At 47.6% G+C, this 25,116-nt stretch carries 20 protein-coding genes; 13 read left to right on the forward strand and 7 right to left on the reverse strand.

The annotated features are described in order from the left end of the window. The first annotated feature begins 16 nt into the window (after window positions 1-16). The 11 genes from POF51_RS11500 to POF51_RS11550 all read left to right on the forward strand — a co-directional run bounded on the left by POF51_RS11500 (window position 17) and on the right by POF51_RS11550 (window position 10,560). Entirely contained in the window at window positions 17-1,114 is a 1,098-nt protein-coding gene (locus POF51_RS11500) for an ABC transporter ATP-binding protein (RefSeq protein WP_069849927.1), read from the forward strand. Between the two features lie 25 nt (window positions 1,115-1,139). Further along, the gene (locus POF51_RS11505) at window positions 1,140-2,456 is read left to right on the forward strand and encodes an ABC transporter substrate-binding protein (RefSeq protein WP_173623434.1); all 1,317 of its coding nucleotides are present in this window, start codon (window positions 1,140-1,142) and stop codon (window positions 2,454-2,456) included. A gap of 27 nt (window positions 2,457-2,483) precedes the next feature. Continuing rightward, entirely contained in the window at window positions 2,484-3,371 is an 888-nt protein-coding gene (locus tag POF51_RS11510) for a carbohydrate ABC transporter permease (RefSeq protein WP_106835451.1), read from the forward strand. A 13-nt stretch (window positions 3,372-3,384) separates the two neighbouring features. Then, entirely contained in the window at window positions 3,385-4,188 is an 804-nt protein-coding gene (locus tag POF51_RS11515) for a carbohydrate ABC transporter permease (RefSeq protein WP_017246658.1), read from the forward strand. An 18-nt stretch (window positions 4,189-4,206) separates the two neighbouring features. After that, window positions 4,207-5,028, forward strand: coding sequence for a sugar phosphate isomerase/epimerase family protein (locus tag POF51_RS11520; RefSeq protein WP_069850215.1), 822 nt, complete (start codon window positions 4,207-4,209; stop codon window positions 5,026-5,028). 1 nt (window position 5,029) lies between these two features. Further along, on the forward strand, window positions 5,030-5,596 hold the full coding sequence (locus POF51_RS11525; RefSeq protein WP_017246656.1) for a glycerol-3-phosphate responsive antiterminator: 567 nt from the start codon (window positions 5,030-5,032) through the stop codon (window positions 5,594-5,596). 519 nt (window positions 5,597-6,115) lie between these two features. Further along, complete coding sequence (locus tag POF51_RS11530) at window positions 6,116-7,213, forward strand: nitric oxide synthase oxygenase (RefSeq protein ID WP_069849921.1); 1,098 nt, start codon at window positions 6,116-6,118, stop codon at window positions 7,211-7,213. A 100-nt stretch (window positions 7,214-7,313) separates the two neighbouring features. Then, window positions 7,314-7,901 (forward strand): RNA polymerase sigma factor, encoded by a 588-nt coding sequence (locus tag POF51_RS11535; RefSeq protein ID WP_069849919.1) that lies wholly within the window; start codon window positions 7,314-7,316, stop codon window positions 7,899-7,901. After that, window positions 7,870-8,805, forward strand: coding sequence for a hypothetical protein (locus tag POF51_RS11540; protein ID WP_069849917.1), 936 nt, complete (start codon window positions 7,870-7,872; stop codon window positions 8,803-8,805). The genes POF51_RS11535 and POF51_RS11540 overlap by 32 nt, the downstream gene beginning before the upstream one ends. Window positions 8,806-9,015: 210 nt before the next feature. After that, window positions 9,016-9,420 (forward strand): hypothetical protein, encoded by a 405-nt coding sequence (locus POF51_RS11545; protein ID WP_069849915.1) that lies wholly within the window; start codon window positions 9,016-9,018, stop codon window positions 9,418-9,420. Window positions 9,421-9,624: 204 nt separating this feature from the next. Next, window positions 9,625-10,560: an iron-hydroxamate ABC transporter substrate-binding protein gene (locus POF51_RS11550; RefSeq protein ID WP_069849913.1), complete on the forward strand. Its 936-nt coding sequence runs from the start codon at window positions 9,625-9,627 to the stop codon at window positions 10,558-10,560. Between the two features lie 71 nt (window positions 10,561-10,631). On the opposite strand, the gene POF51_RS11555 is transcribed toward POF51_RS11550, so the two are convergent. Next, a complete protein-coding gene (locus tag POF51_RS11555) occupies window positions 10,632-12,254 on the reverse strand; it encodes a family 10 glycosylhydrolase (protein WP_271755395.1) in 1,623 nt (540 codons plus the stop codon). A gap of 218 nt (window positions 12,255-12,472) precedes the next feature. On the opposite strand from POF51_RS11555, the gene POF51_RS11560 reads away from it, so the two are divergent. Continuing rightward, window positions 12,473-13,423: a lipase/acyltransferase domain-containing protein gene (locus tag POF51_RS11560; RefSeq protein ID WP_069849909.1), complete on the forward strand. Its 951-nt coding sequence runs from the start codon at window positions 12,473-12,475 to the stop codon at window positions 13,421-13,423. Window positions 13,424-13,477: 54 nt separating this feature from the next. Here POF51_RS11560 and POF51_RS11565 read toward each other — a convergent pair whose 3' ends face one another. The 6 genes from POF51_RS11565 to POF51_RS11590 all read right to left on the reverse strand — a co-directional run bounded on the left by POF51_RS11565 (window position 13,478) and on the right by POF51_RS11590 (window position 23,113). Continuing rightward, complete coding sequence (locus POF51_RS11565) at window positions 13,478-18,385, reverse strand: collagen binding domain-containing protein (protein WP_271755396.1); 4,908 nt, start codon at window positions 18,383-18,385, stop codon at window positions 13,478-13,480. 55 nt (window positions 18,386-18,440) lie between these two features. Next, window positions 18,441-19,058: a class D sortase gene (locus tag POF51_RS11570; RefSeq protein ID WP_069849907.1), complete on the reverse strand. Its 618-nt coding sequence runs from the start codon at window positions 19,056-19,058 to the stop codon at window positions 18,441-18,443. A 410-nt stretch (window positions 19,059-19,468) separates the two neighbouring features. Next, a complete protein-coding gene (locus tag POF51_RS11575; RefSeq protein WP_069849905.1) occupies window positions 19,469-20,101 on the reverse strand; it encodes a LysE family translocator in 633 nt (210 codons plus the stop codon). Window positions 20,102-20,253: 152 nt separating this feature from the next. Further along, window positions 20,254-22,017 (reverse strand): SH3 domain-containing protein, encoded by a 1,764-nt coding sequence (locus POF51_RS11580; protein WP_069849903.1) that lies wholly within the window; start codon window positions 22,015-22,017, stop codon window positions 20,254-20,256. 14 nt (window positions 22,018-22,031) lie between these two features. Continuing rightward, window positions 22,032-22,967, reverse strand: a complete 936-nt coding sequence (locus tag POF51_RS11585) for a hypothetical protein (protein ID WP_017246642.1) — start codon at window positions 22,965-22,967, stop codon at window positions 22,032-22,034. Next, entirely contained in the window at window positions 22,964-23,113 is a 150-nt protein-coding gene (locus tag POF51_RS11590) for a hypothetical protein (RefSeq protein ID WP_007724683.1), read from the reverse strand. The genes POF51_RS11585 and POF51_RS11590 overlap by 4 nt, the downstream gene beginning before the upstream one ends. A gap of 197 nt (window positions 23,114-23,310) precedes the next feature. On the opposite strand from POF51_RS11590, the gene POF51_RS11595 reads away from it, so the two are divergent. Then, the gene (locus POF51_RS11595; RefSeq protein ID WP_069849901.1) at window positions 23,311-25,104 is read left to right on the forward strand and encodes a vWA domain-containing protein; all 1,794 of its coding nucleotides are present in this window, start codon (window positions 23,311-23,313) and stop codon (window positions 25,102-25,104) included. Window positions 25,105-25,116 lie beyond the last annotated feature (12 nt).

Below are 25,116 nucleotides of genomic sequence, written 5' to 3' on the forward strand. Positions count from 1 at the left end.
TTCAGGGGGGAAAGTCGTGGCTGAAGTGGAATTGCGGCGCATTTCCAAGATGTATGGGAGTCAGAAGGTAGTCAATGAAGTGAGCACTCGTATTCTGCCAGGAGAATTTTTCGTACTGGTAGGGCCTTCTGGTTGTGGGAAATCAACCACATTGCGCATGATTGCCGGGCTGGAGGAGATCAGCACGGGAGAGTTGTTGATTGGCGGCAAGCCGATGAATCAAGTCCCTCCGAGCGGGCGAAACATCTCCATGGTCTTTCAAAATTACGCACTTTATCCGCATTTGACGGTAAAAGATAATATTTTGTTTGGTTTACAGGTTCGAAAAGTAGACAAAGCGGAGCAGGGCAAGCGGTTAGAGCGTGTAGCGGAGATGTTGGGCATCGCGCATCTTTTGCAGCGCAAGCCAAAGGAATTATCCGGGGGACAAAGACAGCGCGTAGCACTCGGACGGGCCATCGTCAGTCAGCACCCTATCTGCCTGATGGACGAGCCGTTGTCCAATCTGGATGCCAAGCTGCGCGGACACATGCGCACGGAAATCCGTCGCTTGCAGCAAGAGCTGGGCATCACGATGATTTACGTTACGCACGATCAGGTGGAAGCGATGACGATGGCAGACCGCATGATGGTCCTGCGTGACGGCGAGGTTCAGCAAGTCGGAAAACCGCTCGACGTCTACAACCATCCAGCGAATTTGTTCGTGGCGGAGTTTACGGGGGCACCCCCGATGAATACGGTACCTGCCATTTGGCGGGCAGATCAAGCAGGAATTGAGGTAGCAGGTCCGCGCTTTTTGCCGCTTCCTATGTTTCACGGTATCAAGGACCAGACCCCGGTCGTTCTCGGTCTGCGTCCAGAGTCACTGCAGCCCGTCCTTGAAGGGCAATCTATGGATGCTTCCTGCCAGCTTCCTGTCACTGTGCAGGGAGTAGAGATTCTCGGTTCTGAGACCATTGTGGAATTCACCGTGGGAGACAAGCTGTGGAAGGCCAAATGGAACGGGCAATGGCACTGTAAAAGAGGCGAAACCATGCATGTTCGTTTTGATCCAGCTCAGGTGAACGTGTTTGATGGAGAAACCGGAAAAAATCTAGCGGTTACGACCAATTAAGAAAAGAAAAGGGAGAGGTACTGCGATGCGTAAAGTCGTCAAAAGCTTGTTTGCGGTCGTCATGAGTATGAGTCTGATCACGGGTTGCTCCAGTGGCAATTCTTCGTCCACAAACAATGCGGCGCAAGGAGCCAATTCGTCAGGCAAAACAGAGCTGTCCTTCTATTATCCGGTTGCGGTTGGCGGTCCTTTGACCAAGATCGTGGACGGTATGGCAGAGGAGTTTAACAAAGAAAATCCAGATATCACAGTCAAGCCAGTCTATACGGGCAGCTATCAAGATACGACGACAAAGGTACAGGCAGCTGTACAGGGCAAGACTCCTCCAGACGTAGCGGTGATGCTCTCAACGGAGCTGCATACGATGATGGACATGGATGCAATCCTGCCGTTGGACGACTTCATTGCGAAGGATGGCGGCAGCGAATACGTAAATGATTTCTTCCCGGGCTTCTTGGCGAATTCCCAAGTAGACGGCAAGACATACAGCATTCCATTCCAACGCAGCACCATCGTGCTCTATTACAACAAGGACGCGTTCAAGGAAGTCGGGCTTGATCCGGAAAAACCGCCGACATCCTGGGACGAGCTGGTTCAGTACGCTGCCAAATTGAAAAAGGACGGACGCTACGGCGTCGAGATTCCTTCCTCGAGCTTTACGTATTGGATGTTCCAAGCGCTGGCCTTGCAAAACGGCAAGAACTTGATGTCCGAAGATGGGAAAAAAGTGTTTTTTGATACGCCAGAAAATGTAGAAGCCCTGCAATTTTGGGTAGATTTGTCCAAAAAGCATCAAGTGATGCCTGAAGGTGTCAACGAGTGGGCGACTGTACCTTCTGATTTCTTGGAAGGCAAAACGGCAATGATGTTCCATACGACAGGGAACCTGACGAACGTGAAGAAAAGCGCGAAGTTTGATTTTGGCGTAGCATTTTTGCCAGCGAAAAAGAACTACGGCAGCCCGACAGGGGGCGGCAACTTCTACATGTTCAAGGGAACGGATGCAAAGAAACAGGAAGCGGCATGGAAGTTCATTCGCTTTATGACCGAGCCTAAGCGTGCTGCTCAGTGGAGCGTCGATACGGGTTATGTTGCTACACGTAAATCTGCTTACGCAGAAGAGAGTATGAAGCAGTACGTCAAGGACTTCCCGGCGGCAGCAGTGGCTCGCGACCAGCTGGAATACGGACATGCTGAGCTGTCTACGCACAATAACGGCAAAGTGACAAAGCTCTTGAACGACACGCTGCAATCTGTGATCACTGGTCAATCCGAGCCTGCGGAAGCATTGAAAAAAGCGCAGGAAGAAGCGGACAAGATGCTGGCGCCGTTCAACAAATAAATCAAGCAAGGCAATGGGGGAGCGACAATGGGGGAACTACGCGCAAAATGGAAAGTGAACATGTACGCCTGGCTCTTGCTCCTTCCCTCCCTCATCTTCCTGCTACTGTTTACCTTCTATCCGGTTATACAAACGTTCATACTCAGTTTTCATCAAGCGGATCTGGGTTCTCCAGAGCCGTTTTTTAACGGGATAGATAATTATAAACAAATGGTGGAAGATGAAGTGTTTTGGAAGGTGCTGACCAATAATATCTGGTTTGCCATCGGAACGGTGCCGACGAGTGTGGCTCTCGCGCTAGCTATGGCTCTGTTCGCCAACAAGGCAATACGAGGGAAGAGCTTTATCCGCACGGCTTATTTTTACCCGACAGTTGTTCCGATGATTGCAGTGGCGAACATCTGGCTGTTTATTTACACACCGGAGTACGGAGCGCTTAGTCATGTGATGGAGTGGTTCGGAAAAGGCGACATGAACTGGCTCGGCGATCAGAAAAATGTGATGTGGGCGATGATCTTCATGGTCATTTGGAAGGAAGCGGGCTATTTCATGATCTTTTATTTGGCGGGGCTGCAAAACATTTCACAGGAGCTATACGAATCCGCCTCCATGGAAGGGGCATCGTCATGGACGGTTTTTCGCCGCATCACCTTTCCACTGCTTATGCCAACGACGATGTTTGTCAGTATTATCGCCTTCACTAACTCTTTCAAGCTGGTAGACCATTTGGTGATCATGACCAAAGGCGGGCCGGATAATGCCAGCAATCTCTTGCTGTACTACATATACGAGACGGCGTTTTCTTTCTGGGATCAAGGAATGGCTTCGGCATTGACGATTGTCATGGTCGTGCTGCTGCTGTTAGTCGCTGCTTTTCAGTTTTTTGGTATGGATAAAAAGATTCATTACAACTAAGGGGGGATGGCAGATGCTTCGCAAAATCACAACAGTTGGAATGTACGGCTTGGCCGTTCTCTGGTTGTTTCCTTTGCTCTGGGCGGTCTGGACTTCCTTTCGCCCGAGGGAGCTGGCGACTTCGTGGTCGCTCCGTGCAGATTTTACACTCGATAACTTTGCGAAGGTGTGGGATGCAGCACCCTTTGACCAGTACTACATCAATACCTTTTTGATCGTGACGGGTATTTTGGTGGCACAAATGATCACAGCTACACTGGCGGCCTATGCCTTTGCGAAGCTGCAATTTTGGGGAAAGGATGTGCTGTTTGTCCTGTTCCTGGTCCAGCTCATGGTCCCGGCAGATATCTTGATTTTCCCCAACTATAATGTCCTGCGTGACTTGTCTTTGCTGGATACCAAAATCGGCATTATGCTGCCGTACTTCGCTTCTGCCTTCGGGGTTTTTCTGTTGAGACAAACCTTCAAGACAATCCCGCACGAGCTAGAGGAGGCGGCACGGATGGAAGGCTGCTCCTGGTTCCAGATTTTGTGGCGGGTGTACGTTCCGTTAGCGAAGCCGACCTACATTGCGTTTGGCTTGGTCTCGGTCAGCTACCATTGGAACAACTTCATGTGGCCGCTGATTATTACGAATTCCGTGGAAAATCGCCCGTTGACGGTCGGTCTGGCGATTTTTGCCCAATCGTTTGAGACAGGGGCGCAGTGGGCCGAGGTAAGTGCAGCGACTGTCATGGTAATTTTTCCGTTGTTGCTGGCATTTTTGTTGTTCCAGCGGCAGTTTATCAACAGCTTCATCCACTCCGGCGTGAAATAAGAGGGAGGGTCATGAATGATGAGAGACAAAAGCTCGTTTGCCGTATCCACCTATGCGTTATTTGATCTGTCCTTGCGTGATGCTATTGTTCAGCTTTTACACCATGATTGGAAGGCCATCGAGATAATGTGTGAAGAGAATCATGCCGACCTCTTGGACTGGTCCTGGGAGCAGTTGAAAGAGTTGAAGCAGCAGGGAAACGAGAGAGGGATTGCCTGGTCGATTCATGCGCCGATTAGCGGCTGCAATCTGGCGGCGGACTCAGGACCAACTCGGGAGCAAACAATGGACACGATGAAGCGCTGCCTGGAGATTGCTAGCTTTCTCGACTGCACCCATGTTGTGATGCATGCGGGGGAAGTAGAAGACCGACTCGCGGAAACAGAGCGTGCCAGAGGTGTGGAAAATGTGAGTCAGGCACTCCACGTGTTGACCACCGAGCTGTCCGCAGAGAGTAGAACCATACTGACGGTCGAGAATGTTCCCCCTTATCCAAAAGTGCTGGGGTGGAACGTCGAGGATCTCGTGCGTATATGCCGTTACGTAAAGTCCTCTCGCGTAGGGATCGTGTACGACGTAGGTCATGCCCATTTGATTCGTCCGGGATATGCAATCGATGCATTGCAGGAGGTGCTCCCTCATTTGTCCGCTCTTCACCTGAGTGATAACTTTGGCAAGCTCGACGATCATTTGGCGATAGGCGATGGAACGATCCCGTTTGCTTCGATCCTGTCACTTCTGAAAGACAACGGATTCGCGGGTCATTGGGTTGTAGAGACAAAGCAGCTTGGCTGCGCTGAGGTAAGTGTGGAACGGCTACTGAGGGCAGGAGGCGAATAACATGGACATGAAAACGATTTTGAAAACGAATCCGGTTATTGCGGCAACCGAACAGGATCGCTTGGGAGAGGCGATGGCGTCTCGAGCTTGCGCGATCCTGTTGATGTACGGAAAGCTGACCAAGCTGATGGAGGAAGCCGAAACCATCCGTCAGTCGAGCAAGCCGATTTTTTTGCACACAGACCTCATGAATGGCCTGTCCAATGACAAAGAGGCTTTTCGTTTCTTGTCCACCTATATCCAACCAACGGGCATTGTCACTACCAAAGGACCGATGATTCGCGCGGCCAAAAAGGAAGGGATGCTGACGATCCAGCGAGTCTTTTTGATCGATTCGACCTCTCTCACGACGACCATCAAAAACGTCTTGGAAAACCAGCCGGATGCGATTGAGATTATGCCGGGGATAGCGCCGTCTATTATTTCGTATATAAAGGAGCATTTGCCGCAGCCGATTATTTTGGGCGGGTTGATTTGGAATATGGAGCAGGTCAACGAAGCGTTGAAGGGTGGAGCAGATGCTGTTTCCTTGAGTAAGTCGGAGATGTGGAACCATATGACTGTTTAGGAGAAAGGGCAGGTGTGAAAGCACCTGTCTTTTTTGTGTGTTATCCAGTCCAACCATAGTTTTTCGTTTTATGACGGAGGTTGCTTAAAGTTAGCTTTTTTGCCTTCATACGTGTCTTTTTCCTTGACTAAAGTATGACAGTTACACGCCAAGATTGTTATAACACAAAAATTTTGACAGACCCGAATGTATTGCTCAATCCATACGAAAAGGAAGTTATACCCATTTAATGAAATATTGGGTGTAGAGCGGTCACTAACAATAGATATAAAGTTGTGAATACACTTAAATATACATAGGTATTTGGAAATGTTTCATCCAGAAACACCGGTTTCTTTACCCAAGCTGCTTATTCATCGTGTGTAGTAAACACGTCAGCCCATGTTTCTTACAGATATGTGTCCATATGCCTACATGATTGGTAATCAAGCACGAGTAAATTTATAATGTAGGTAACAAAATTCTACGATGAAGAAAGTAACAGCGAAGAGACACCCTTCAGCGTGAAAAGAGGGTAATATGGAACCAATTCAACTAATGGAAGCGGCAGAGCAATTTATTCGGACATGCTATCGCGAACTGGACAAGACAACGGACGAAACCGAGCGACGAGTACAGGAAGTCCGACAGATGATCGAACAGCAGGGATACTATGAGCATACAGCAGAGGAGCTGCGTCACGGAGCAAAAATGGCCTGGCGTAACAGCAATCGATGTATTGGGCGATTCTTTTGGGAATCATTACTTGTGATAGATGAGCGGCACGTCGAAACTGAAGAAGAGATGGCGCAGGCCATGCTCCGACACATCGACTTTGCCACCAATGGCGGGAAAATTCGCCCGACCATCACCGTTTTTGCACCTGCTGTAGCAGGCAGAGCTCCCATGCGCATCTGGAATGACCAACTGATTCGCTATGCGGGATACGAGACAGAGTACGGCGTACTGGGTGACCCGATTTCGCTTTCGTTGACGAAGCTATGTAAGAGCCTTGGATGGCAAGGAAAAGGCACAAACTACGACGTTTTGCCGCTCGTTGTGCAAATTGGAGATCGGACGCCGCAGTTTTTTGAGATTCCTCAGGAGCTGGTCTTGGAGGTGCCGATCGTGCATCCAGATTTGCCGGGCTTTGCTGATATGGAATTGCAATGGTACGGGGTTCCTATTGTATCGAATATGCGCATGGAGATTGGCGGTATCGACTATTTGGCCGCTCCATTTAACGGCTGGTACATGGGAACGGAGATCGGTGCACGCAATTTCGCTGACCAAGAGCGATATAACATGCTGCCAAAGGTCGCAGAGGTCATGGGGCTCGATACGAGCAGGGAAGGGACACTTTGGAGAGACAAAGCGCTCATCGAGCTGAATGTAGCCGTCTTGCACTCCTTCAAGGAAAAAGGAGTATCGATTGTCGATCACCATACGGCGAGCCAGCAATTCAAGCGATTTGAGGAAAGAGAAGAGAAATGTGGTCGAGCCGTTACGGGTGACTGGACATGGCTGGTTCCGCCAATCTCCGGAACAGCCACACACATTTTCCACAGTCTATACGACAACACAATCCATACGCCGAATTTCTTTTACCAAGACAAGCCGGAGCTCGGCAAAAAATAAGGCTTTCCAATGTCGCGAATTTGCTTCGCGGCATTTTTTTGTGCGCGATGTCACATACAGGGTGATGTGGTACGTTATACCAGTTGGAAGGAGGGAGAGAGTGGACACGAAACAGATAGAAGAACTCGTGGATGAGATCATTCAGGGAGCGGATGACCGCTACGCTGCCATCATGAAAAGCTACCAAACCCCCATATTTCACTACTGCTATCACATCTTGGGGAATCGATGCGAAGCGGAAGACGCCACACAGGAGGTCTTCTTCAAGGCTTATCGCAACTTGAAAAAATACAGTCCAACCATACCCTTTGCAGCTTGGCTTTATAAAATAGCCTATCACCATTGCATCGATCTCATCAGAAAAAGGAAATGGACAAAGATGTTGCCATTTTTGATGCAGGACAAAGAGTCTCAATCAGACATTGAGCGGCATATTGAAAATGTTTATTTCAGTGAGGATGTATTTCTTGCCATGCAGACACTCTCAGTAGAGGAAAGAACACTTCTCTTACTGCGAGGCGTGGAAGAAAAGACGTACGAGGAAATTTCCTTGATCATGAACAAAAACGCTGCGAGTCTGCGCAAAAAATTCGAGCGTACGGCATCGAAGTTCCGATCCGCTTATTCTCCTTTAGGGAAGGGAGGGTCAACTCACGATGAGACCAAACAAATCGCACGAGAATATTAAGGACCTGTTCAACGACCCGCGCATCCCGCAGGAGATTGACATTAGCCATCAAGTGATGACAAAAATCAAAAGAGAGAAGGAGAGATTTTTTGTGAAGTACAAGGTAAGCATATTAGTCGCTATTGGTTTGATCGCAAGCATTTCATCGGGCTATGCTGCTGTCCAGTTCTATCAATTGAAGGATGAAAAAGGCGAAGTTATTTATCAGCAGAAAGACATCTCCCAAATCGCGGAAAAACCCAAAGTTGTCAAGGAGGTAGATCCTGAAACTAAGAAATATCAAGAAAAACGTTCGGAAATTACTAGAAGCATGGAGCCTGGAACTGCCGCAGCCGTTTATATCGCCGTCCACAATCCGAAAAAAGCGGTTGCAACGCTCTATAAAGCATTTGAATTTGCCAATTTGGCCGATCTACACAAGAAAGCGGGAGATCAGATATTTGTGCCTGAGATATTGCCAGGGGGTTATTCCTTTGAGGATGCCAACCTCACATTTGACATCAAGAGAGAGTATGATAAGGAAGCTTTGTACAAAAAGGCAGAGCAAGAGAAAAAGGAATATGTTATTCAGCCATTGGAATGGACAAATGAGCTGGACACGCTATATGCGACATATAAGTCTGGGAAAAGCTTTATAAATTTGAACATCTCCAATTATGAAGATGTAGAAGACAGCACAACTTATGTAATAGATCAGGATGAACAGCAAAAAGAGGTAATTAAAGTAGGGCAAATCGAAGTGCTATATACAGAAGAAGCTAGTAAAGACGGGGTTGACAAGAGCATCGTCTGGGTTATGGAATACACTGGAAAGAAGATGCAGTATGAAGTAGTCGCGACTGGGGATGTATTGACCAAAGGGAATATCAGCGAGTTTGTAAATGCCATGATGCCGAAAAAATAAAGCTACCAATGTCGCGAGCATGCTTCGCGGCATTTTTTGTGACAGATTGAAAATAGTATCTCTGAGAACCAAGGATGCACGATGAATTAAGGAAAATTTTAGTTTTACCCCACAATTTTGTTTAACTTTTCATCTTACCCTAGATTTAGCAAGTAAGAGAGTAAGAGATTTACTTGCACACAAAAAAAGAAATGAAAAGGAGCGAGACCAATGAAAAAGAAATGGATGACAACTGCATCAGCTTTATTACTTACTGGGGTGATTGGTACTGTTATACCGTATGCAACCACTACAGCAGATGCAAAAGCAAACGTTGCGGAAAAAAGTAACCTAGACCTGACGATTGCATTCGTTTTTTCTAAGGATGGCCAGGCAGTAACCATTAAAGACAGTCAACTAGGTGAGCACAAGGCTACGGTTAAAGATCTCTCCGAGAAGTTAGGTATAACGGCAGATGATCTTAATCTATCTTCACATATGATTGAAATGAAACCAAATGCGACAGGCAGCAAGATTATTGTCAAAGAAACTTCCTTTAAAGGTGATGTGAAAGAGTATGAGACCAACGATAATGATGTCCTCATGCTGTTCGGTCTTCACAAAGTAACGAAATAAGCCAAAAAATAAAGCTACCAATGTCGCGAACATGCTTCGCGGCATTTTTTTGTGACGGATTAAAAATGGTATCTCGGAGAACGAAAAAGATGGGCAGAGCAAGCTCCTTATGCTAAAATTCACGAGAATGATTATCAATTTCAAAATTCGTTGAAGGAGAGGTTCTTTTTGAGAAGGAGAAAATCAGGCTTAGATAAGATCATAATGGTAGCCCTTATTATGGTCATGATCAGCATGTTATCAGCCTGCGGACAGACACCAGCCAATCCAACTGCTCAACCTGCGCAGGAAAGTTCAGTTAACGAGAGTAACAATGAATATATCAACTACCAAGCGTTTAATGGCACAGTAAAAATTCCGAAGGACCCAAAACGGGTTGTGGTTCTTGCGGACAGCTATGTTGGACATTTTCTGACACTGGGGATCAAGCCTATCGGTATCACGGACCATGCTATGGAAAACCCGTATTTTAAAGGGAAGCTGGATGGTATCGAAAGCGTGGGCAACGGAACATCGCTAGAAAAAGTACTGGCGATGAATCCTGATTTACTTATCGTGTTTGAAGGGGATAAGAATATCGAGGAGTTCACCAAAATAGCTCCAACGGTAGTGATTCCATACGGTAAGAAGCCAATCCGCGAAGAACTGCGGGAGTTTGGCAAAATGACAGGAAGAGAAGACAAGGCGAATGAGTGGATTGCCGAATGGGACAAGAAAATTGCTGAGGCAAAACCAAAGGTGCAAGCAGCGGTAGGAGATAAAACCGTTTCGATTTTGCAGCCATACGCCAAGGGGATCTATGCGTTTGGGCACAACTTCGGAAGGGGCGGAGACATCCTTTACGGAGAATTCCAGTTGAAGGCTCCGAATGCCGTACAAAAAGAAGCCATTGATAGCAATACCGGCTGGGCGGAGGTCTCGCTTGAAACAATGCCGGACTTTGCGGGAGACTACATTTTTACCAGTGCATGGTCCGGAGATGATACCAATCCGGAGAGTGTATACGGTACAAACGTTTGGAAGGGCCTGTCAGCAGTGAAAAATAACCAGGTTTTTCAGATTGATCAGAAAGGCTCCTATTTTAATGACCCGATCTCATTGGAAGCGCAACTCACGTTCATTGTAGAAAAATTAACGTAGAAGAAAAAACCCCCGAAACATAGGTAGCAAGTATGCTTTGCTACGAGTATTCGGGGGTTTTTGCTATTTATTTAGCGGTTGTAATAACTGCTAAGAGCTGGGAGCAGACCTAATGGATTTTTCCGCAAGTCCTTGGCACTAAAGAAAATGCTGCCCTGAACCTGAGGAACCATCGCGTTGTAATTCAATTGGTTGATAATCTCCTGGGCGCTCTGCCAGCCAGCTTCAGCCGTTCCCAGCTTGTAAGGGGAATGACCGATGTAGAGCTTGACGTTCGTCCCTTGTACTTCGTTTGCCCACCAAGTAACGAGCTTGTCGTATTGGGCAGGGGCGAAGGAAAGGCTCCAATAAATTTGCGGAGTCACATAATCGATCCAGCCTTGTTGAATCCATGTGCGCACATCGGCAAACATGTGGTCATAAGCAGTCACGCCAGCTTTTGTATCGGAGCCGGTCGGATCGACATTGCTGTTGCGCCATACACCGAATGGACTGATCCCGAATTGAACGTGAGGCTTGACGCTCTTGATGGACTGATTCAATTGTTGAACAAATTGATTGATATTATCGCGGCGCCAGTCTGCTTTGGATACGATTTTCTTGCTGTTGTAAGCCTTGAATGCTGCATCGTCTGCAAAGGCGACATTGGAAGGATAGAAATAATCATCCAGATGGACACCATCGATTTCATAGCGCTGCACGACTTCCATTACTTCATTGATAATTTGCTGACGTGCTGCCGGAATACCCGGATTGATGTACAACTTTTTGTTGGCATTCACAATCCAGTCAGGGTGCTGCTTGATCACATGATTCGCTGGCAATTGGTCTGTTTTTGCATCCGTAGTGGCACGGAACGGGTTGAACCAAGCATGGAATTGCATCCCGCGTCTATGCGTTTCTTCTACCATAAAGGCAAGCGGGTCGTAGCCAGGATCTTTCCCTGGGGTTCCCGTCAAAAATCTCGACCATGGAGTGAGTGTAGAAGGGTACAGAGCGTCTCCAGATGGACGCACTTGCACGAAAACAGCGTTCATTCCCATGGCTTGCAGCTCATCGAGCAGCTGTATGTATTCTTGTTGCTGTTTCGCTGGGTTTCCGTTAGAACCGGAAGATGGCCAGTCCAAGTTGTAGACTGTCGATATCCATACCCCACGCAAATCTCCGTTTGTCACGACAGGTGTGCTTGGTTCCATCCCGCCAGTTTCACTCAGAACATCCTGTGGTGGCGGAGTCATGGTAGCGACGTTGCCGCTTTGTAGGCGAATCGTTTTGGTTTTGTCTTCCCAGTTTACCGTTAGGCCCAACTGCTCGGATACAAAACGCAGCGGAACCATGATTCTTCCTTGCTTGTTCTGAACAGAAGAATCAAGTGGGACGCTGTTGTTGTTCACGAGAGCGTTCTTCTGATTAACCGTCATGGACAACAAGGTATCTTGCTTGCTGATCGTTGCGGTCTGAGAATTTGGCTCCCAATTTACTTCGGCTCCCAGATTTTCACCGATCACTCGCATAGGGACCATCGTTACGTTTGCTTTTGGAATAATGTACGGAGCGACGTCACTTTTGATTTGTTGCCCGTCCAAATAGATGCTGATGCCAGAGGATGTCTGCGCGGCCTGCACGGATATCCCCATCGTTGGAATACATAGTACGAACATTAGCAAAAGCATAAACCACTTGCGTACCTTCATTTTTGCCAATCCTCCGACAAGATAGATTTGCTTAAAACATTAGCCAATACGTTTGACGCTTTATTATATCGCTTTGTTACGCTCCAGTGGGAAGTTTCGGCAAAAAATGACGACACTCATCGAAACAAGGGAACCACCCAAGCTGCTCTGGCATAGGCAGAAGCATATGTTGTTTTCCTTCTGGTCATGGGACAAAAGAGAGGGAAAGGAGTGCAAGCATGAGTTCTTTTCTTGCGCAAAAGGCACCGATTGTTTTTGTTCCGGGGCTGTTTGGGTCGATGAGTGATCAAATTATTCCGGGTACTGGTGACTGGGGCTTCGGGTTTGCCCGAACGGCTTACGAGCCATTTATCCGTTTGCTTGGAAAAATGGGATACTCCCTCAATGAACAATTGTTTGTAGCTTTTTATGATTGGCGAAGGCAGATCGATATTTCAGCAGAGCGCTTTTTGCTGTCTGTCATCGAGCGAGCGAAGCAAACGACAGGTTCCCCTTATGTCAATCTCATTTGCCATAGCATGGGGGGCCTTGTTGCTAGAGCCTATGTCCAAAGCGAATATTATCAAAACGATGTGGATCAGTTGCTCATTTTTGCGACTCCCAACGCAGGATCGCCTGTCGCCTACAGCTATTGGGCAGGAGGGAAGCTGCCGCGCTCCGTTTCTGCCAAAAGAAATGTCGTGGAGCTATATATGAATGTTTATCTAGCCTATTTGGAGCAAAGCATCCCTTTTCATCGTATACAAGCTATTCATAGACATTTTCCGAGTCTCCTTGATCTTACCCCGTCAGCAGCATATGGCGATTATTTGCTGGAGAAAAAACAGGGGGTAGAAGCCTTCGTCCCTTATGAAAAGATGGTCGTGAAAAATCAATACATGGACTACTTGAACGCAACGATGGGGATTATCGCAGCCCGCAATATTCGCGTCACGCTGGTAGCTGGCATTGGACACGAAACGATTCATTACCTGCGAACAGTCCCTTCGCTGTCTCCCGATAAATGGGTCGATGGAAGAGTAGTGGGCTCGATCAATAGTGACGCTGGAGATGGGAGTGTCATGGCAAACAGTGTATTCGCACTCGAAGGTGAGCGTTATTACGTAGAGGCGACACATCTGGAGATTTTGTATAAAAGTGAACCGCTTCTCCGGCAATTGCTAGAGTAGGGGAAAAAAGAGGACCAAGCCGGGAAAATCCCTGGACTTGGTCCTTTAGATGAGCTACGCTTTCTTGTTTCTGCGATACATGATCGAAATACCGATCAAGATCGAAACGATACCTGCAACGAGAGGGAGTGGGTTAGCCTGTTCTCCCGTCTGAGGCAATACTTTGCCTGTAGCTGGAGATTCGTTGTTAGTCTCCAAGACGTTGGAGTTATTGGCAGCTCCCGAATCGTTCGGTTTGGTTGTATTTCCTGTTTGATTCAACTCTCCCGAAGTGTTGGGGTTCGTAGTGTTGTTGTTTGCATCAGGAGTACCAGGTTGGTCTGGATTGCCAGGTTGGTCTGGATTTCCAGGTTGGTCTGGGTTGCCAGGTTGGTCTGGGTTGCCAGGTTTATCTGGTTTGTCTGGTTTATCCGGTTTCTCGGGCTTTTCCGGCTTAGGCTCAGGTTTTGGCTCAGGTTTTGGCTCAGGTTTTGGTTCAGGCTTAGGCTCTGGCTTAGGTTCTGGCTTCGGTTCAGGTTTAGGCTCAGGTTTTGGTTCAGGATTTCCGCCACCACCGCCACCACCACCGCCACCGGAGGTTACGTCATTTTCGGCAGTAACAAGCACATGCTCGCCAACTACTTGGTTCCGTTTAATCTCGAAAGCAATTGGCTTGCTGTTTATTACATAACCAGTAGGAGCCTTCGTCTCGATAAACTCGTACTTGCCAGGATTTAGGCCTTCGACTAGAAGTTCACCGTTTGCATCAGTTGTCAGCTTTGTCAGCTCTTGATCGTTCTTGTCTTTGGTTACCTGACCATTTTCATCGCGGAGCGTAAATTCAGCTCCTGTGAGCTTATGATTTGGGTATCCCTTTCTTATTTTGGTCAGTTTCACAGATCCCGGGATCAATCTGTTGGTCAACGTGAGAGCTGTCGTGCCTTCATCTGTTACTTCGAATTTCAGTGGTTCAGCAAGCTCATAACCAGCAAGCGCTTTTGTTTCCACGAGCTGGTAGAATCCTGCTTTCAGGTTCTCGAGGAGAAGGATACCGTCCTTATCCGTTGTGAGTCCATTTTGCAGTACTTTCCCGTCAGCATCTTGAAGCTCAAAGGTTACGCCAGGAAGTGGCTCTTTGGTGTAGTGGTCCACTTTCAGCAATTGAACGGACCCGATATTTTTGGTGTTCTTTTTCGTAAGGGTCACAATTTCTGTCTGGTTGGAGGCGATTTTGAATGAAATAGGAGTCGCATCCAGCTTGTATCCCTTCGGAGCTTTCGTTTCGACTAACTGATAGTTTCCTTCTGCCAGATCGCCTTTGGAGACTTTTCCGTCAGAGCCGGTTGTCAGCTCAGCGATTGTTTCGTATGCTCCGCCCTTTTCAACCTGTAGATTGAAGACAGCGCCTTCCAGTGTTTTTCCAGCATTCTCCGCGTCAACTTTGGTTAACTCAAATCCTTGACGGAGCAGCTTGTTGTCGATGGTTATTTCGATTATAACTGGAACAGCTGGGTCAGCACCTGCAGGAGCTTTTAACGTAATGTCTTTTCCATTTCTGTACTCGTCTGCGATGACGTAGCCAACAGGGGCGGATAGTTCTTTTAGCTTGTACGCTTTAAATTTGTAGCCTTTGAAGGTGGCCATGCCATTTTCATCGGTCACGACTGTTTCCAGCAAGGTTTTCCCTGCCTTGTCGTACAGACCAAACGTGGCGCCTGCCAATGCTTTTTTCGTATCTGCGTCTGTTTTGACGATTTTCAAGTCGCCTTTACCAGGTGTGCTGGCTCCGCCACCAGCACCGGACAAGCTGACTTTGACACCTTCTTGTCCGTCTTTCCCTTTACCTACAACTGTTTTCCCTGCAAAAGAGGCCTCGTTTTTGATGATCTCTCCATGGTCAGCATTGATAAAGGAACGGTACTCCAGGATGTAGGCAGTGTGCAGATCGTTTTTGAAGGTCAGTTTAAAGGTATTGCCGACTACTTCTAATTTGTAGTCCTCGGAGGCCATTTCTTTTCCGATAGTCAAAGCACCGGATTCAGAGACGGATGTCGTAAAGAGTTTGAAGGAGTCTTTCATCAGAAGTTGATTGCTGGACAGGGTATCCGTCAATACAGCACCTGCCGAAATATGAGACTGGCTCGGATTGATTCTTACTGTCCATGTTGCATACTCTGAATCTGCTCCTGTACCTTGTACGCCTGTTTTGAGGACGTATTGCCCACCGTATGTCGGTCTGACGGTCGTCTTGCCTTTATAGAGTGGAGTGCCTGTTGTGTCACTATCGTGCATAGTGGCATTGTTTTCGTACACTTCTCCGACAGGCAGATTAGCCAAACTGGTTTTGTACGTGATGCGATAGGCCGAGTCGATGGGACCGAGATGAAGCTCGAAGCCGTTGGTCAGTTCGTCAAATTTGGTGGCGACAACTGGACCCTCGACCACTTTTACACCATCTGCTCCACCTGTGAGCAGCAACTTATGGATGGTTAACGAGTCCTTCACAAAAGTTTGTTCTCCGGTATAAAAATCGCGGATGATCGCGTTGTTAATCTTGTGAAGGTTGTAGTTCACATCGATTGTCCACGTGATTTCTTTTGTGCGGGCGTCGTATGTACCCGTTTTGTTGCCGTTATTGTTGGTGTAGTTGTCTGGTTTAACAGTAGCGGATTTCGTGATAGGGTCTTGTGCTTTCCCGTTTTCCTTCCAATTTAGTTCAGCCTTGTTTTTGTACACGGATGGACGGTCCTTGGAAGTAGGATCGAACTTCGTCAGGTACGTAATGACTAGACCTTTTGTGACTGGTTTGTGGAAGGTGATCTTGAATCCTTCTTCGTACGTTGAGTTCGGAGAGATGCTGTAGTCTTTGTCAGGCCCTTCTTCCAAATCCTTTGTCCAATCGTTGATCTTTACTTTGTCAGGAAGAAGAGTCAGCCCTTGACCCGCATAACTGTCGGTAATGACGACTTCATCCATCACCTGATTGTCGTCGTTTAGACTAAGCGTCCATTCGATTGTCTTATCCAGGTAGTTCACTTTTTCTTTTTTGGCGTTTTTCCAGAAGATTGCTTGATTGATCTCTCTGGATGCATCTTTTTTGGCTCCATCATAGATCTCTACTTCATTTTTCACGAGGTAGCTGTCTTGGTGGACCCGATTTTTGGCTTTGGTTTGGTAGGTGATTTCGTAAGCGGCCGACACGTCATGGTCAAACTGCAAGCGGAAGCCAGTAGGCGATGGGGTTACGTTGTACTCTGTGATGGCAGCCCCGTCTTTTGTTCCGTTTCCGTTGTCACCGATGGTCATTTTATGAACGGTAAAGGAACCATTCACGAGCTCTTGATGACTCGTATCGAATCGATCCTCGAGCCATGCATCGCTTTGCGTGATCAGTTTTTCATTGTAGTTGTACTGAATAGCCCAGGTGATCGTTTGTTTGTTGTAATCGTAGTGAATCGCCTTTTTGTTCAAAGGCTGGCTGAATCGGACAGAGACATTCGCGGAATCGATTAAATCCTTCGGGAGGTTCGTTCCTGTGACAGTGGCTTTATTCGTGTAGGTTGTATCTGTCGTACCGGTGACGTTGGTCTTGTACACGACGCGATAAGCACCGTCGATGTCGCCAAAGTTAATTTTGAACCCGTTTCCTTCTGTCAATTTCTCAGGAGTGAAGGTGGTTACCTCAGCCTTTGGATTAACAGAGCCATTCAACTGAACTTCCAATGGGAAGACCTTAATGGAGCTCATGTCGATATCCAGACCGCTTGGAAGCTCATCCGTAAAGATAGCGCCTTTTATCGGATTTTCACTTAGGTTAAAATCGACGGTCCAGTCGAGATAGCTAGGATTCATGCCCTTGTTTGCTTTCCCGTTCTTGTCGATTTCATTGTTGTTTTTGCCTTTGAAATGGACAGAGATCGGAGCGATGCCATCGAATTTGAAATCGATCTCCTGTCTCGTGCCACCTTCAAACTTTTTCTCATCGAATTCCCGCCACACATAGAAGGTTCCGTCATTGATCTCTGCGCCGTCATTGATGGCATCACTGAAAGTGAAGGTGACGGTGCCGTCTGTTGTCACTTCATAGGTGCCGTAGCCTCCGTTCAGATCTCCGGTCAAATTGCGATCGGTCCGAAACTTATCTGGGAGAGGGAAGGTAAAGGTGGCACCTTCTGAGTAAGGATGTCCAGCAGGGATTTGCCAAGTGAAATCAACTTGAACACGCGAGCCCTGATCCGGGCGGATGTCTTCTATGTTGTTTCCGTCCTTGTCCTTCATGACTACGCTGGTGATGATGCTGTCTTTGATGATGTTGGCGTCGGGTTCTGGGAGAGGAACGGGAACTGGTTCAGGTACTGGTACAGGAGTCCCTGTGCCTGGATTAGTTGGAGTTCCCGTACCTGGATCGGTAGGAGTTCCTGTACCCGGATCGGTAGGAGTTCCTGTACCTGGATCGGTAGGAGTCCCCGTACCTGGATCGGTAGGAGTTCCTGTACCCGGATCGGTAGGAGTTCCCGTACCTGGATCGGTAGGAGTTCCTGTACCCGGATCGGTAGGAGTTCCTGTACCCGGATCGGTAGGAGTTCCTGTACCTGGATCGGTAGGAGTTCCCGTACCTGGATCGGTAGGAGTTCCCGTACCTGGATCGGTAGGAGTTCCTGTACCCGGATCGGTAGGAGTTCCTGTACCTGGATCGGTAGGAGTTCCCGTACCTGGATCGGTAGGAGTTCCCGTACCTGGATCGGTAGGAGTTCCTGTACCTGGATCGGTAGGAGTTCCCGTACCTGGATCGGTAGGAGTTCCCGTACCTGGATCGGTAGGAGTTCCCGTACCCGGATCAGTAGGATCGCCTGTACCCGGTTCCCCGCTATTGTTAATGACAACCTCACCTTGTGTTTGGGCATACGAGGTTGTCGTGAAACCGAAAAAGTTTTGGATGATGAGCAAAAGTGCCACCACAACGACCCAAGATTTCCTTTGCATATGCTCCTCCTGTACTAAATTAAAACTAGCTCGTTCCGTCTTGCAGTAGGAAGGGTTAGGGCTGAGATGAAGTCGTTTGTTTCCATTCAGCTTGAACGATCAGTCTGTCCTTCGGATCTTTTGCTCCAACAGGGGTGCATGTGACCAAGGTGATCAATGGCTTCTTTTGATCCTCTAGAACTTCTACTTGTGTACGATCTACGACAAAGGCTTTCACGACAACGAATTGGTAGGTTGCCGTTTTCGTCTTGATCTCAATCTCATCGTTAGGTGCTAGTTCGTCCAAGCGATTGAATTGCTTGCCATGAGTAATCCCACGATGGCCTGCCAGTCCAACATTGTTCACACCGAATTCCTTGTCTGGCTCGATCAGGCCAACACCTTTACTCAAGGCATGCTTGTCCGCGCCTTCAAAAATCATCATTTCCAGATCAATTTTGGGAATCCGAATCACGCCTCTGGCACCTTCCAACATAGCGAGCGGCTCTTGTATCTGAGGAGCTGGTGGGTCCTCTGATGTAGCCGTTTCTATTTGCTCGCTGACGTTGCTCAGTTGTTCGAACGCTTCGATGAGCTGTTCTTGCTTTTGTGCAGATACCGCCGTTTCCCATTGAGGATAGAAAAGGAGGAATAAGCCTGCCAGGATAAACCCAGCACTTAACAGCACTCGCACATTCTTCAACTCCCTTTTCGCACCGTTAACTCAATTCAACTTTCCCCCCTTGTCCTAATTTTTAGTTACACTAAACTTTTTCAGCAAGAGGATTCTTCGTTGTACAAATCATGTAGTCGAGAACAACAGATACACCCACTGTTCCAATTGTGAAAAAATGCCTAGAGCTATCATAATCTTTCGACCTAAACAATTTCTGAACATGAAAAAAGCCAGAGGAGAAAGACTCTCCTGGCTGGCTTTTTCGGTCTCGTTCTATGGTTAATAGGCGACGCTTTTTGCAACAAATCCAACTAAGACTTTCCCGTTTGCATCAATGGTGGAGCCGTAATACCAATCGCCACGTTCACCGACTACTTGAACAAGTGCATCTCTGACAGCGTAGCCCCTGCCTGGACTTTCTGTCGCTCCTAAGGATTGGCTTTCGCCCGCAACAGATTCAACCCCATCCCGATAAAAACAATCCCCGTCAGCTTGTTGAGTATGACAGAGAACTTCTGATTATTGCGCAATTTTTGCGTAGCAAAGGAAGCGAACAAGGCGAGGAGACTGCACCAGATGCCACCCGTAACGGTAAAAGTAAGGCCAAGAATAAGGAAAGGGAGTGGTCCTGCTTCCGTCGCGCTAACAAATTGCGGGAGGAAGGCGATGAAAAACAGGGCGACCTTTGGATTCATGACACTTGTCAGGATCGCTTGCAGATAGACCTTTTCACCCTTCAGCTTCTTGGAATCGGCCGTATCAAAAGCTGGTGATTCCTTTGTCATGAGCATGCGAACGCCCAAATAGACGAGATAGGCGACCCCCAATATTTTGACGATGTTAAAAAGCACGATGGATTGCGCCAAAATGAGCGACAAGCCGAAAGCAGCCAAGAGTGTGTGAATGAGTGAGCCTGTCAAAATGCCGAGAACCGAAAGAATTCCTGCCTGTTTTCCTTGCGAAATGCTGCGGGTGATGATGTACATCGTGTCTGAGCCGGGTATCAGGTTCAACATGATTGCAGTCATCAGAAATGCTTCATAATGAACGATTCCAAACATCGCTTCCCACTCCTTGTCTATCTATAAAATAAAAATAGATTATAGAATAATCTGACACTTAAAGCAATGCGAAAAATGAGGAAAAGCTCCTGACGCAGATCAAAGAAAGTGTATCATGATCGCGCGGGGAGCTCATTATTCAAGTAAACGGATTACGGCGTCGATTCAGTAGCGCGTACCCAGCCTTCTTTTCCATTAAATACAATCTGGTACCAGCCATTCAGATCGGCGATGACTTGGAGGGAACCATCTGCTACTACCTGACCGATCTTCTCATATTCATCACCTGGCCCCGCAAAAACATCGATTTTTTGAGTGGCAGGGGGAGTTTGATCCGTCCCTTCTGTTGAGCCGTCAGCGGGGGAGGTCGCTTCTCCTGACTCGTTACCCTCGTTCGTTTCTTCGGGATTCTCTTCTAAGTCAGCCAGCTTTTCTATGTAATCCAAGCCATTGTCCTCGAGCTTGAACAGAGCGATTTCCTTTTCCCCTTTGCCTACCGCATTTTTCATGATCACATGCTCGGAGTCTTCTACGCTGATTTCATCCGCCTCCACCGAAAAGCGCTTATCGAGTGACTCTTTTGTCAAATTCGGAGACAGTGCCGCGTAGGCGTTAGCACGCTCCTTGCCGGATGCACTCACGATAATCACAGGCTTTTCTTTACTTCCGAGCGTATCGTCGATCTTCGCCTTTGCTGATTTCATGTCCACATCGAGCGACTGATCCAGATAGAGGAGCGAGTCATTTGGCATTTTCGCTGCGAAATAAAGACGTTGATCTGCCTTGGAGAGTCCAAATGCGTAAAGCTTTGCTCCCCAGCGATCTGTGCCGGAGAGCATGTCGGTGAACGTTCTGTCTGGATATCTCAATTGCAATAAGCGTGCTGGATCGTATTCCAACCAGAGTTTTTCCAGATCGGACAGGAGTGTAGCTGTATCCTGGAGCGGATTTAACTGTTCGTACAATTCACGCGCTTTGGTGAACTCGAACGACTTGATATATTGTTCTGCCTGTTTGAGCTTGCCCTCCAGATAGCGGGTGATCGAATCGAGTACAGGCGAATCAGTAGAGAGCACATCCTCGATTTTGCGATAGGCGGCTGCCATGTCCACGAAGGCACTCAAATCCTTCGAACGGATAACTTCCTTGATTTCAGCTAGTGCATACTTTTCCAACTGACCCACTAACCAATCTGCCTCGATACCCAGTTTTTCGTAATGGCGTATGCTTGTAGCCGTTTTGGTGATGACTTCTTCAAAAGGAGCCGAAGCGATCAGCGCCCGCAGCTTGGTCTTTTCATAGTCCTGGAACAAGGCCGTGAGCTCAGCCTGCTTCTTCTTTTTGCCGCCGTAGTATTCATCCGGAATGACAAGGAGTGTTTCGATGAAAGATTCGTCTTGATAGTTTTCCTTTTCGAGATTCGATTGTGCCTGAGCCTTCGCTGTTTGCAAGGCATTCAAGTAATAATCGGAAAAGCTCTTATCCATACCCAAGTGAGCGGACAATTGCTGGAAAAACATCCCCGGTACGTCCTTTTGATTTTGGTATTTCTGTTTGACTGCTTGGTATTGTTCATAGACTACACCGATTTCTGCGACCTTCTTTTCCGAGATGGCAGAACGTGAATGCAGGTGAAGCCCTTCTAGTTCAGCACGGATAGAAGTCAGTAGGAACATGATGGAATTCCATTCGTCATCCCCGTAGGACAGGACAGCCATATCATGCGCGCGAGAAAAGGTTTCCTCGGCTTGCAGCAGGTTCTTTTGTTCATAAAACGCCTTTGCCTGTTTATATAACGTAATCTGCTTGTACCCAAATCCGAGCTTGAACAGAACGGCGATCAAACCCAAGGCAAAGAGTCCAAGAAAAATATTACGGACCCAGAGGGACCTATGATAGGGAGAGATAGGCAGCATGAAAGGCTCCTCCTTCACAGTAAGCCTTTGAAATCCGGGTCAAACGCGTAATGCGTATCCACCCTGTTTTTGGTAGAATGATATAGTTGTTCCCAACCTTCATCCTTATGGGTTTGTACCATTTTTGCCAATCGCAGAAGGCGCTCGCGAGGCAAAAAATCGATAAATTCGATAATCAGATCCTGATATTCATCCACATAAGACTTCATGCGGAGCGCTGCACCTGCCACTTGACCGATGAGCTGATCCCCATTTTCTAGTAACAATATTTGATTTTTATAACGTCTGACATAATTGAGAACAGATTTTTTGACGAGCGAAGGCTGGACCTTGATGACTTCGCGCACATATTCCATGAAGTCCTTGTCGTACATAGACGGGATGAGCGTTTCGAGCTCCAGTTCCATGTCTTTTCGCAGGACGTAATGATTGAGGAACATGATCTTGCGTATCTTGATCGTATCGGAATCGACGAAATGCCCGATCTCTCTCGTTTTTTCATAAGCTTCCTTGAGATGTCCTTCTTTGACGTCGTTGCCCACTTCCTCCAAATGACGGAGGAGTGACTTCTTGAGCGTATCCAGTTCCTTTGTCAAAAAGTGTTGAAATTGTATGTCTCTTTCATAGGTGCCGTATTTTTTCTGCATCACGAAAAACAGCACGAACAACACACAGCCAATACCTCCTGCGAGAGCTAATTGCAAAAGGGTATCCGCAGAAAGGAGAGCAAGACAGACGAACAAGCCCAAGAGCAAAAAGCGCGTCTGCACATAACGGCGCGTCACAGCGTGGGAAACCTGGCGGATCGGTGTGTAGGCTCTCCCACAGGTCTCACAATGTGTCTCCCACAGGACATGGTACGTATGGCATCGCGTGCACGCTTGAATTCTTTCATACGTATGAGTGGTTTTACGGGTTTTGCGGAATTGGACGCCGATTCGTTTTCTCATGGTGAATCCCTCTTCTCATTCAGTAAGGCATGAAGATGCTGATCGATTTCGGCGTTGGAGAGATTGCGCCGTTTTAGTCGCAGCAGCTTGAGGAATCGGACCGCTAGCAGCAAAAAAGCCGCAAACAACAGAAAGTAAGTTAACATAAAATTTCTCCTAACGAAGTTGTCGAAATCTGTAACAAAGAATCATGTCGTATCGTATTACGAGTAAGGGGCAATCATTCTAGTACTTTTTTATCATCTGTCTTCTACTTCTTGAATCTAGTGGTAATAGTGTCATAGTCTTACTTCCTTTGCAACACTTCACAAATTCTTTGTAACGAACAAGAAAAGGAGCTCTCATGAAAATAATACGATTCCGAATGTTATGTCGATACGTAGCATGTCTTGCCCTGCTTTTGGTCAGTGTCCTCTCCGTCACTCACCCAGGCTTTGCGCAAACGAGCGGAAACAATATGGACGCTGTCCTGGTCGTGGACGTCAGCAACTCTATGACCCAAAGCGATAAGAACAAAGTCAGCAACGAAGCGATGAAAATGTTCGTCGACATGACGTCGATCCAAGCGAACAAGATTGGTGTCGTCGCCTATACCGACAAGATCGAGCGGGAAAAGGCACTGCTTGAGATTAATTCCGAAGAAGACAAGAACGATATCAAAGCCTTCATCGACAGCCTGCAAAAAGGAGCCTACACCGATATTGCTGTAGGGGTTACGGAAGCAGTGAAAATCCTGGATGCGGGACGCAATCCAAACAATGCGCCGATCATCGTGTTGTTGGCAGACGGAAACAACTATTTGAACAAAGCATCAAGCCGTACCCAAGCACAATCTGATCAAGAGCTACAGCAAGCAGTGAAAGAGGCCAAAGACAAAGGCTATCCGATTTACACGATTGGCTTGAACGCAGACGGTCAGCTTAACCGCACGACCCTGCAACAGATCGCTGCGGATACAAATGGTAAATTTTTCGAAACAAGCACAGCGGACAAGCTCCCGCAAATCTTGAGCGAAATCTTTGCAAATCACTTGAAGCTGAAGGTTGTCCCGGTGAAAAGCTTCGTTGCAAACGGTCAGGCTCAGGAGATTCCGATCCCAATCCCGAATGGCAGCGTCATGGAAGCCAACATCTCGATCATGTCGCAAAAAGCAGTGGAAGTGAAGCTGTATGACCCAGCAGGCAAGGAAGTACAAATCCCTTCCAACCAGGTCAGACTGTCGAAATCCAATGCGTACACGATGATCAAGCTGGTCAAGCCACAGCAGGGCGATTGGAAGCTACAGGTAAAGGGTGCCCCGAAGGAAAAAATCGATATTAACCTCATCTTCAACTACGATCTGCAATTGGAGATGGAGCCAGTCACAGCCAAGAGCTTCAAGGCTGGCGATGTCGTACCGATCAAGGCTGCACTTGTTTCAAACGGACAGAAGGTAGTGAGTCCTGATCTGTACAAGCAGATGAAGGCGACACTGATCGTCAATGACAAGACGGATAATAAGACGAATGAGGTCGTCCTGAACAATACGGGCAGCGGGTTCGAAGGCAGCTTCACAATCCCGGCTGACCATGCGTATGAGATCAAAATCAAGGCAGAAGACACCAGCTTTTACCGGGAGACAAAACCACTCCTTGTAGATGCTTCCAAAACGGCAGGCTCTGGAGCGAGCAAGCCGAACACAACCACTGATCCTGCTGCAGAATCGAAACCATTTCCATGGATGACCGTAGTAGGAGGTACCGTGGTTCTCATCCTGTTGATTGGTGCAGGCTTGTACGCACTGTCGATCTATCGCAAGGCGAACAAGGGCTTCGCGGGCCAAATCGCCATCGAGATCGTGGATGAGGATACAGGGGAAAAGTCCAATCCGCAGTACAAGAAACTGAACGCGTTCAAAGGAAAAGTGAAGCTGCACCAACTCTTGCAGCTCGCCCCTGAGTTTGCGGAGACAGAGAAAGTCATCTTTTTACCAGGGAAAAACGATACGTTGATCATCGAAAACCGTTCAAGCTGCCGAATCGAAAAGGCCGGACGTGTGCTCGATGCAAGCAAAGGCAAAGAGCTGAAGAAAAACGATCGCATCAAAATTTCGTTAACGAATGTGAACAAGTCCTTATATGTAGATTACATCGTCTAGGAGTGAGTCGAT

Source organism: Brevibacillus sp. AG (assembly GCF_028369215.1).
GTDB lineage: Bacteria > Bacillota > Bacilli > Brevibacillales > Brevibacillaceae > Brevibacillus > Brevibacillus porteri.

What these genes read in the sequence shown, in the direction of transcription:
- POF51_RS11545 (WP_069849915.1), top strand. Translation starts at nt 9,016, where the DNA reads ATGAAAAAGAAATGGATGACAACTGCATCAGCTTTATTACTTACTGGG.
- POF51_RS11520 (WP_069850215.1), top strand. Translation starts at nt 4,207, where the DNA reads ATGAGAGACAAAAGCTCGTTTGCCGTATCCACCTATGCGTTATTTGAT.
- POF51_RS11580 (WP_069849903.1), bottom strand. Translation starts at nt 22,017, where the DNA reads ATGCTGCCTATCTCTCCCTATCATAGGTCCCTCTGGGTCCGTAATATT.
- POF51_RS11585 (WP_017246642.1), bottom strand. Translation starts at nt 22,967, where the DNA reads ATGAGAAAACGAATCGGCGTCCAATTCCGCAAAACCCGTAAAACCACT.
- POF51_RS11510 (WP_106835451.1), top strand. Translation starts at nt 2,484, where the DNA reads ATGGGGGAACTACGCGCAAAATGGAAAGTGAACATGTACGCCTGGCTC.
- POF51_RS11550 (WP_069849913.1), top strand. Translation starts at nt 9,625, where the DNA reads ATGGTAGCCCTTATTATGGTCATGATCAGCATGTTATCAGCCTGCGGA.
- POF51_RS11590 (WP_007724683.1), bottom strand. Translation starts at nt 23,113, where the DNA reads ATGTTAACTTACTTTCTGTTGTTTGCGGCTTTTTTGCTGCTAGCGGTC.
- POF51_RS11560 (WP_069849909.1), top strand. Translation starts at nt 12,473, where the DNA reads ATGAGTTCTTTTCTTGCGCAAAAGGCACCGATTGTTTTTGTTCCGGGG.
- POF51_RS11540 (WP_069849917.1), top strand. Translation starts at nt 7,870, where the DNA reads ATGAGACCAAACAAATCGCACGAGAATATTAAGGACCTGTTCAACGAC.
- POF51_RS11525 (WP_017246656.1), top strand. Translation starts at nt 5,030, where the DNA reads ATGGACATGAAAACGATTTTGAAAACGAATCCGGTTATTGCGGCAACC.
- POF51_RS11530 (WP_069849921.1), top strand. Translation starts at nt 6,116, where the DNA reads ATGGAACCAATTCAACTAATGGAAGCGGCAGAGCAATTTATTCGGACA.
- POF51_RS11505 (WP_173623434.1), top strand. Translation starts at nt 1,140, where the DNA reads ATGCGTAAAGTCGTCAAAAGCTTGTTTGCGGTCGTCATGAGTATGAGT.
- POF51_RS11575 (WP_069849905.1), bottom strand. Translation starts at nt 20,101, where the DNA reads ATGTTTGGAATCGTTCATTATGAAGCATTTCTGATGACTGCAATCATG.
- POF51_RS11565 (WP_271755396.1), bottom strand. Translation starts at nt 18,385, where the DNA reads ATGCAAAGGAAATCTTGGGTCGTTGTGGTGGCACTTTTGCTCATCATC.
- POF51_RS11515 (WP_017246658.1), top strand. Translation starts at nt 3,385, where the DNA reads ATGCTTCGCAAAATCACAACAGTTGGAATGTACGGCTTGGCCGTTCTC.
- POF51_RS11555 (WP_271755395.1), bottom strand. Translation starts at nt 12,254, where the DNA reads ATGAAGGTACGCAAGTGGTTTATGCTTTTGCTAATGTTCGTACTATGT.
- POF51_RS11595 (WP_069849901.1), top strand. Translation starts at nt 23,311, where the DNA reads ATGAAAATAATACGATTCCGAATGTTATGTCGATACGTAGCATGTCTT.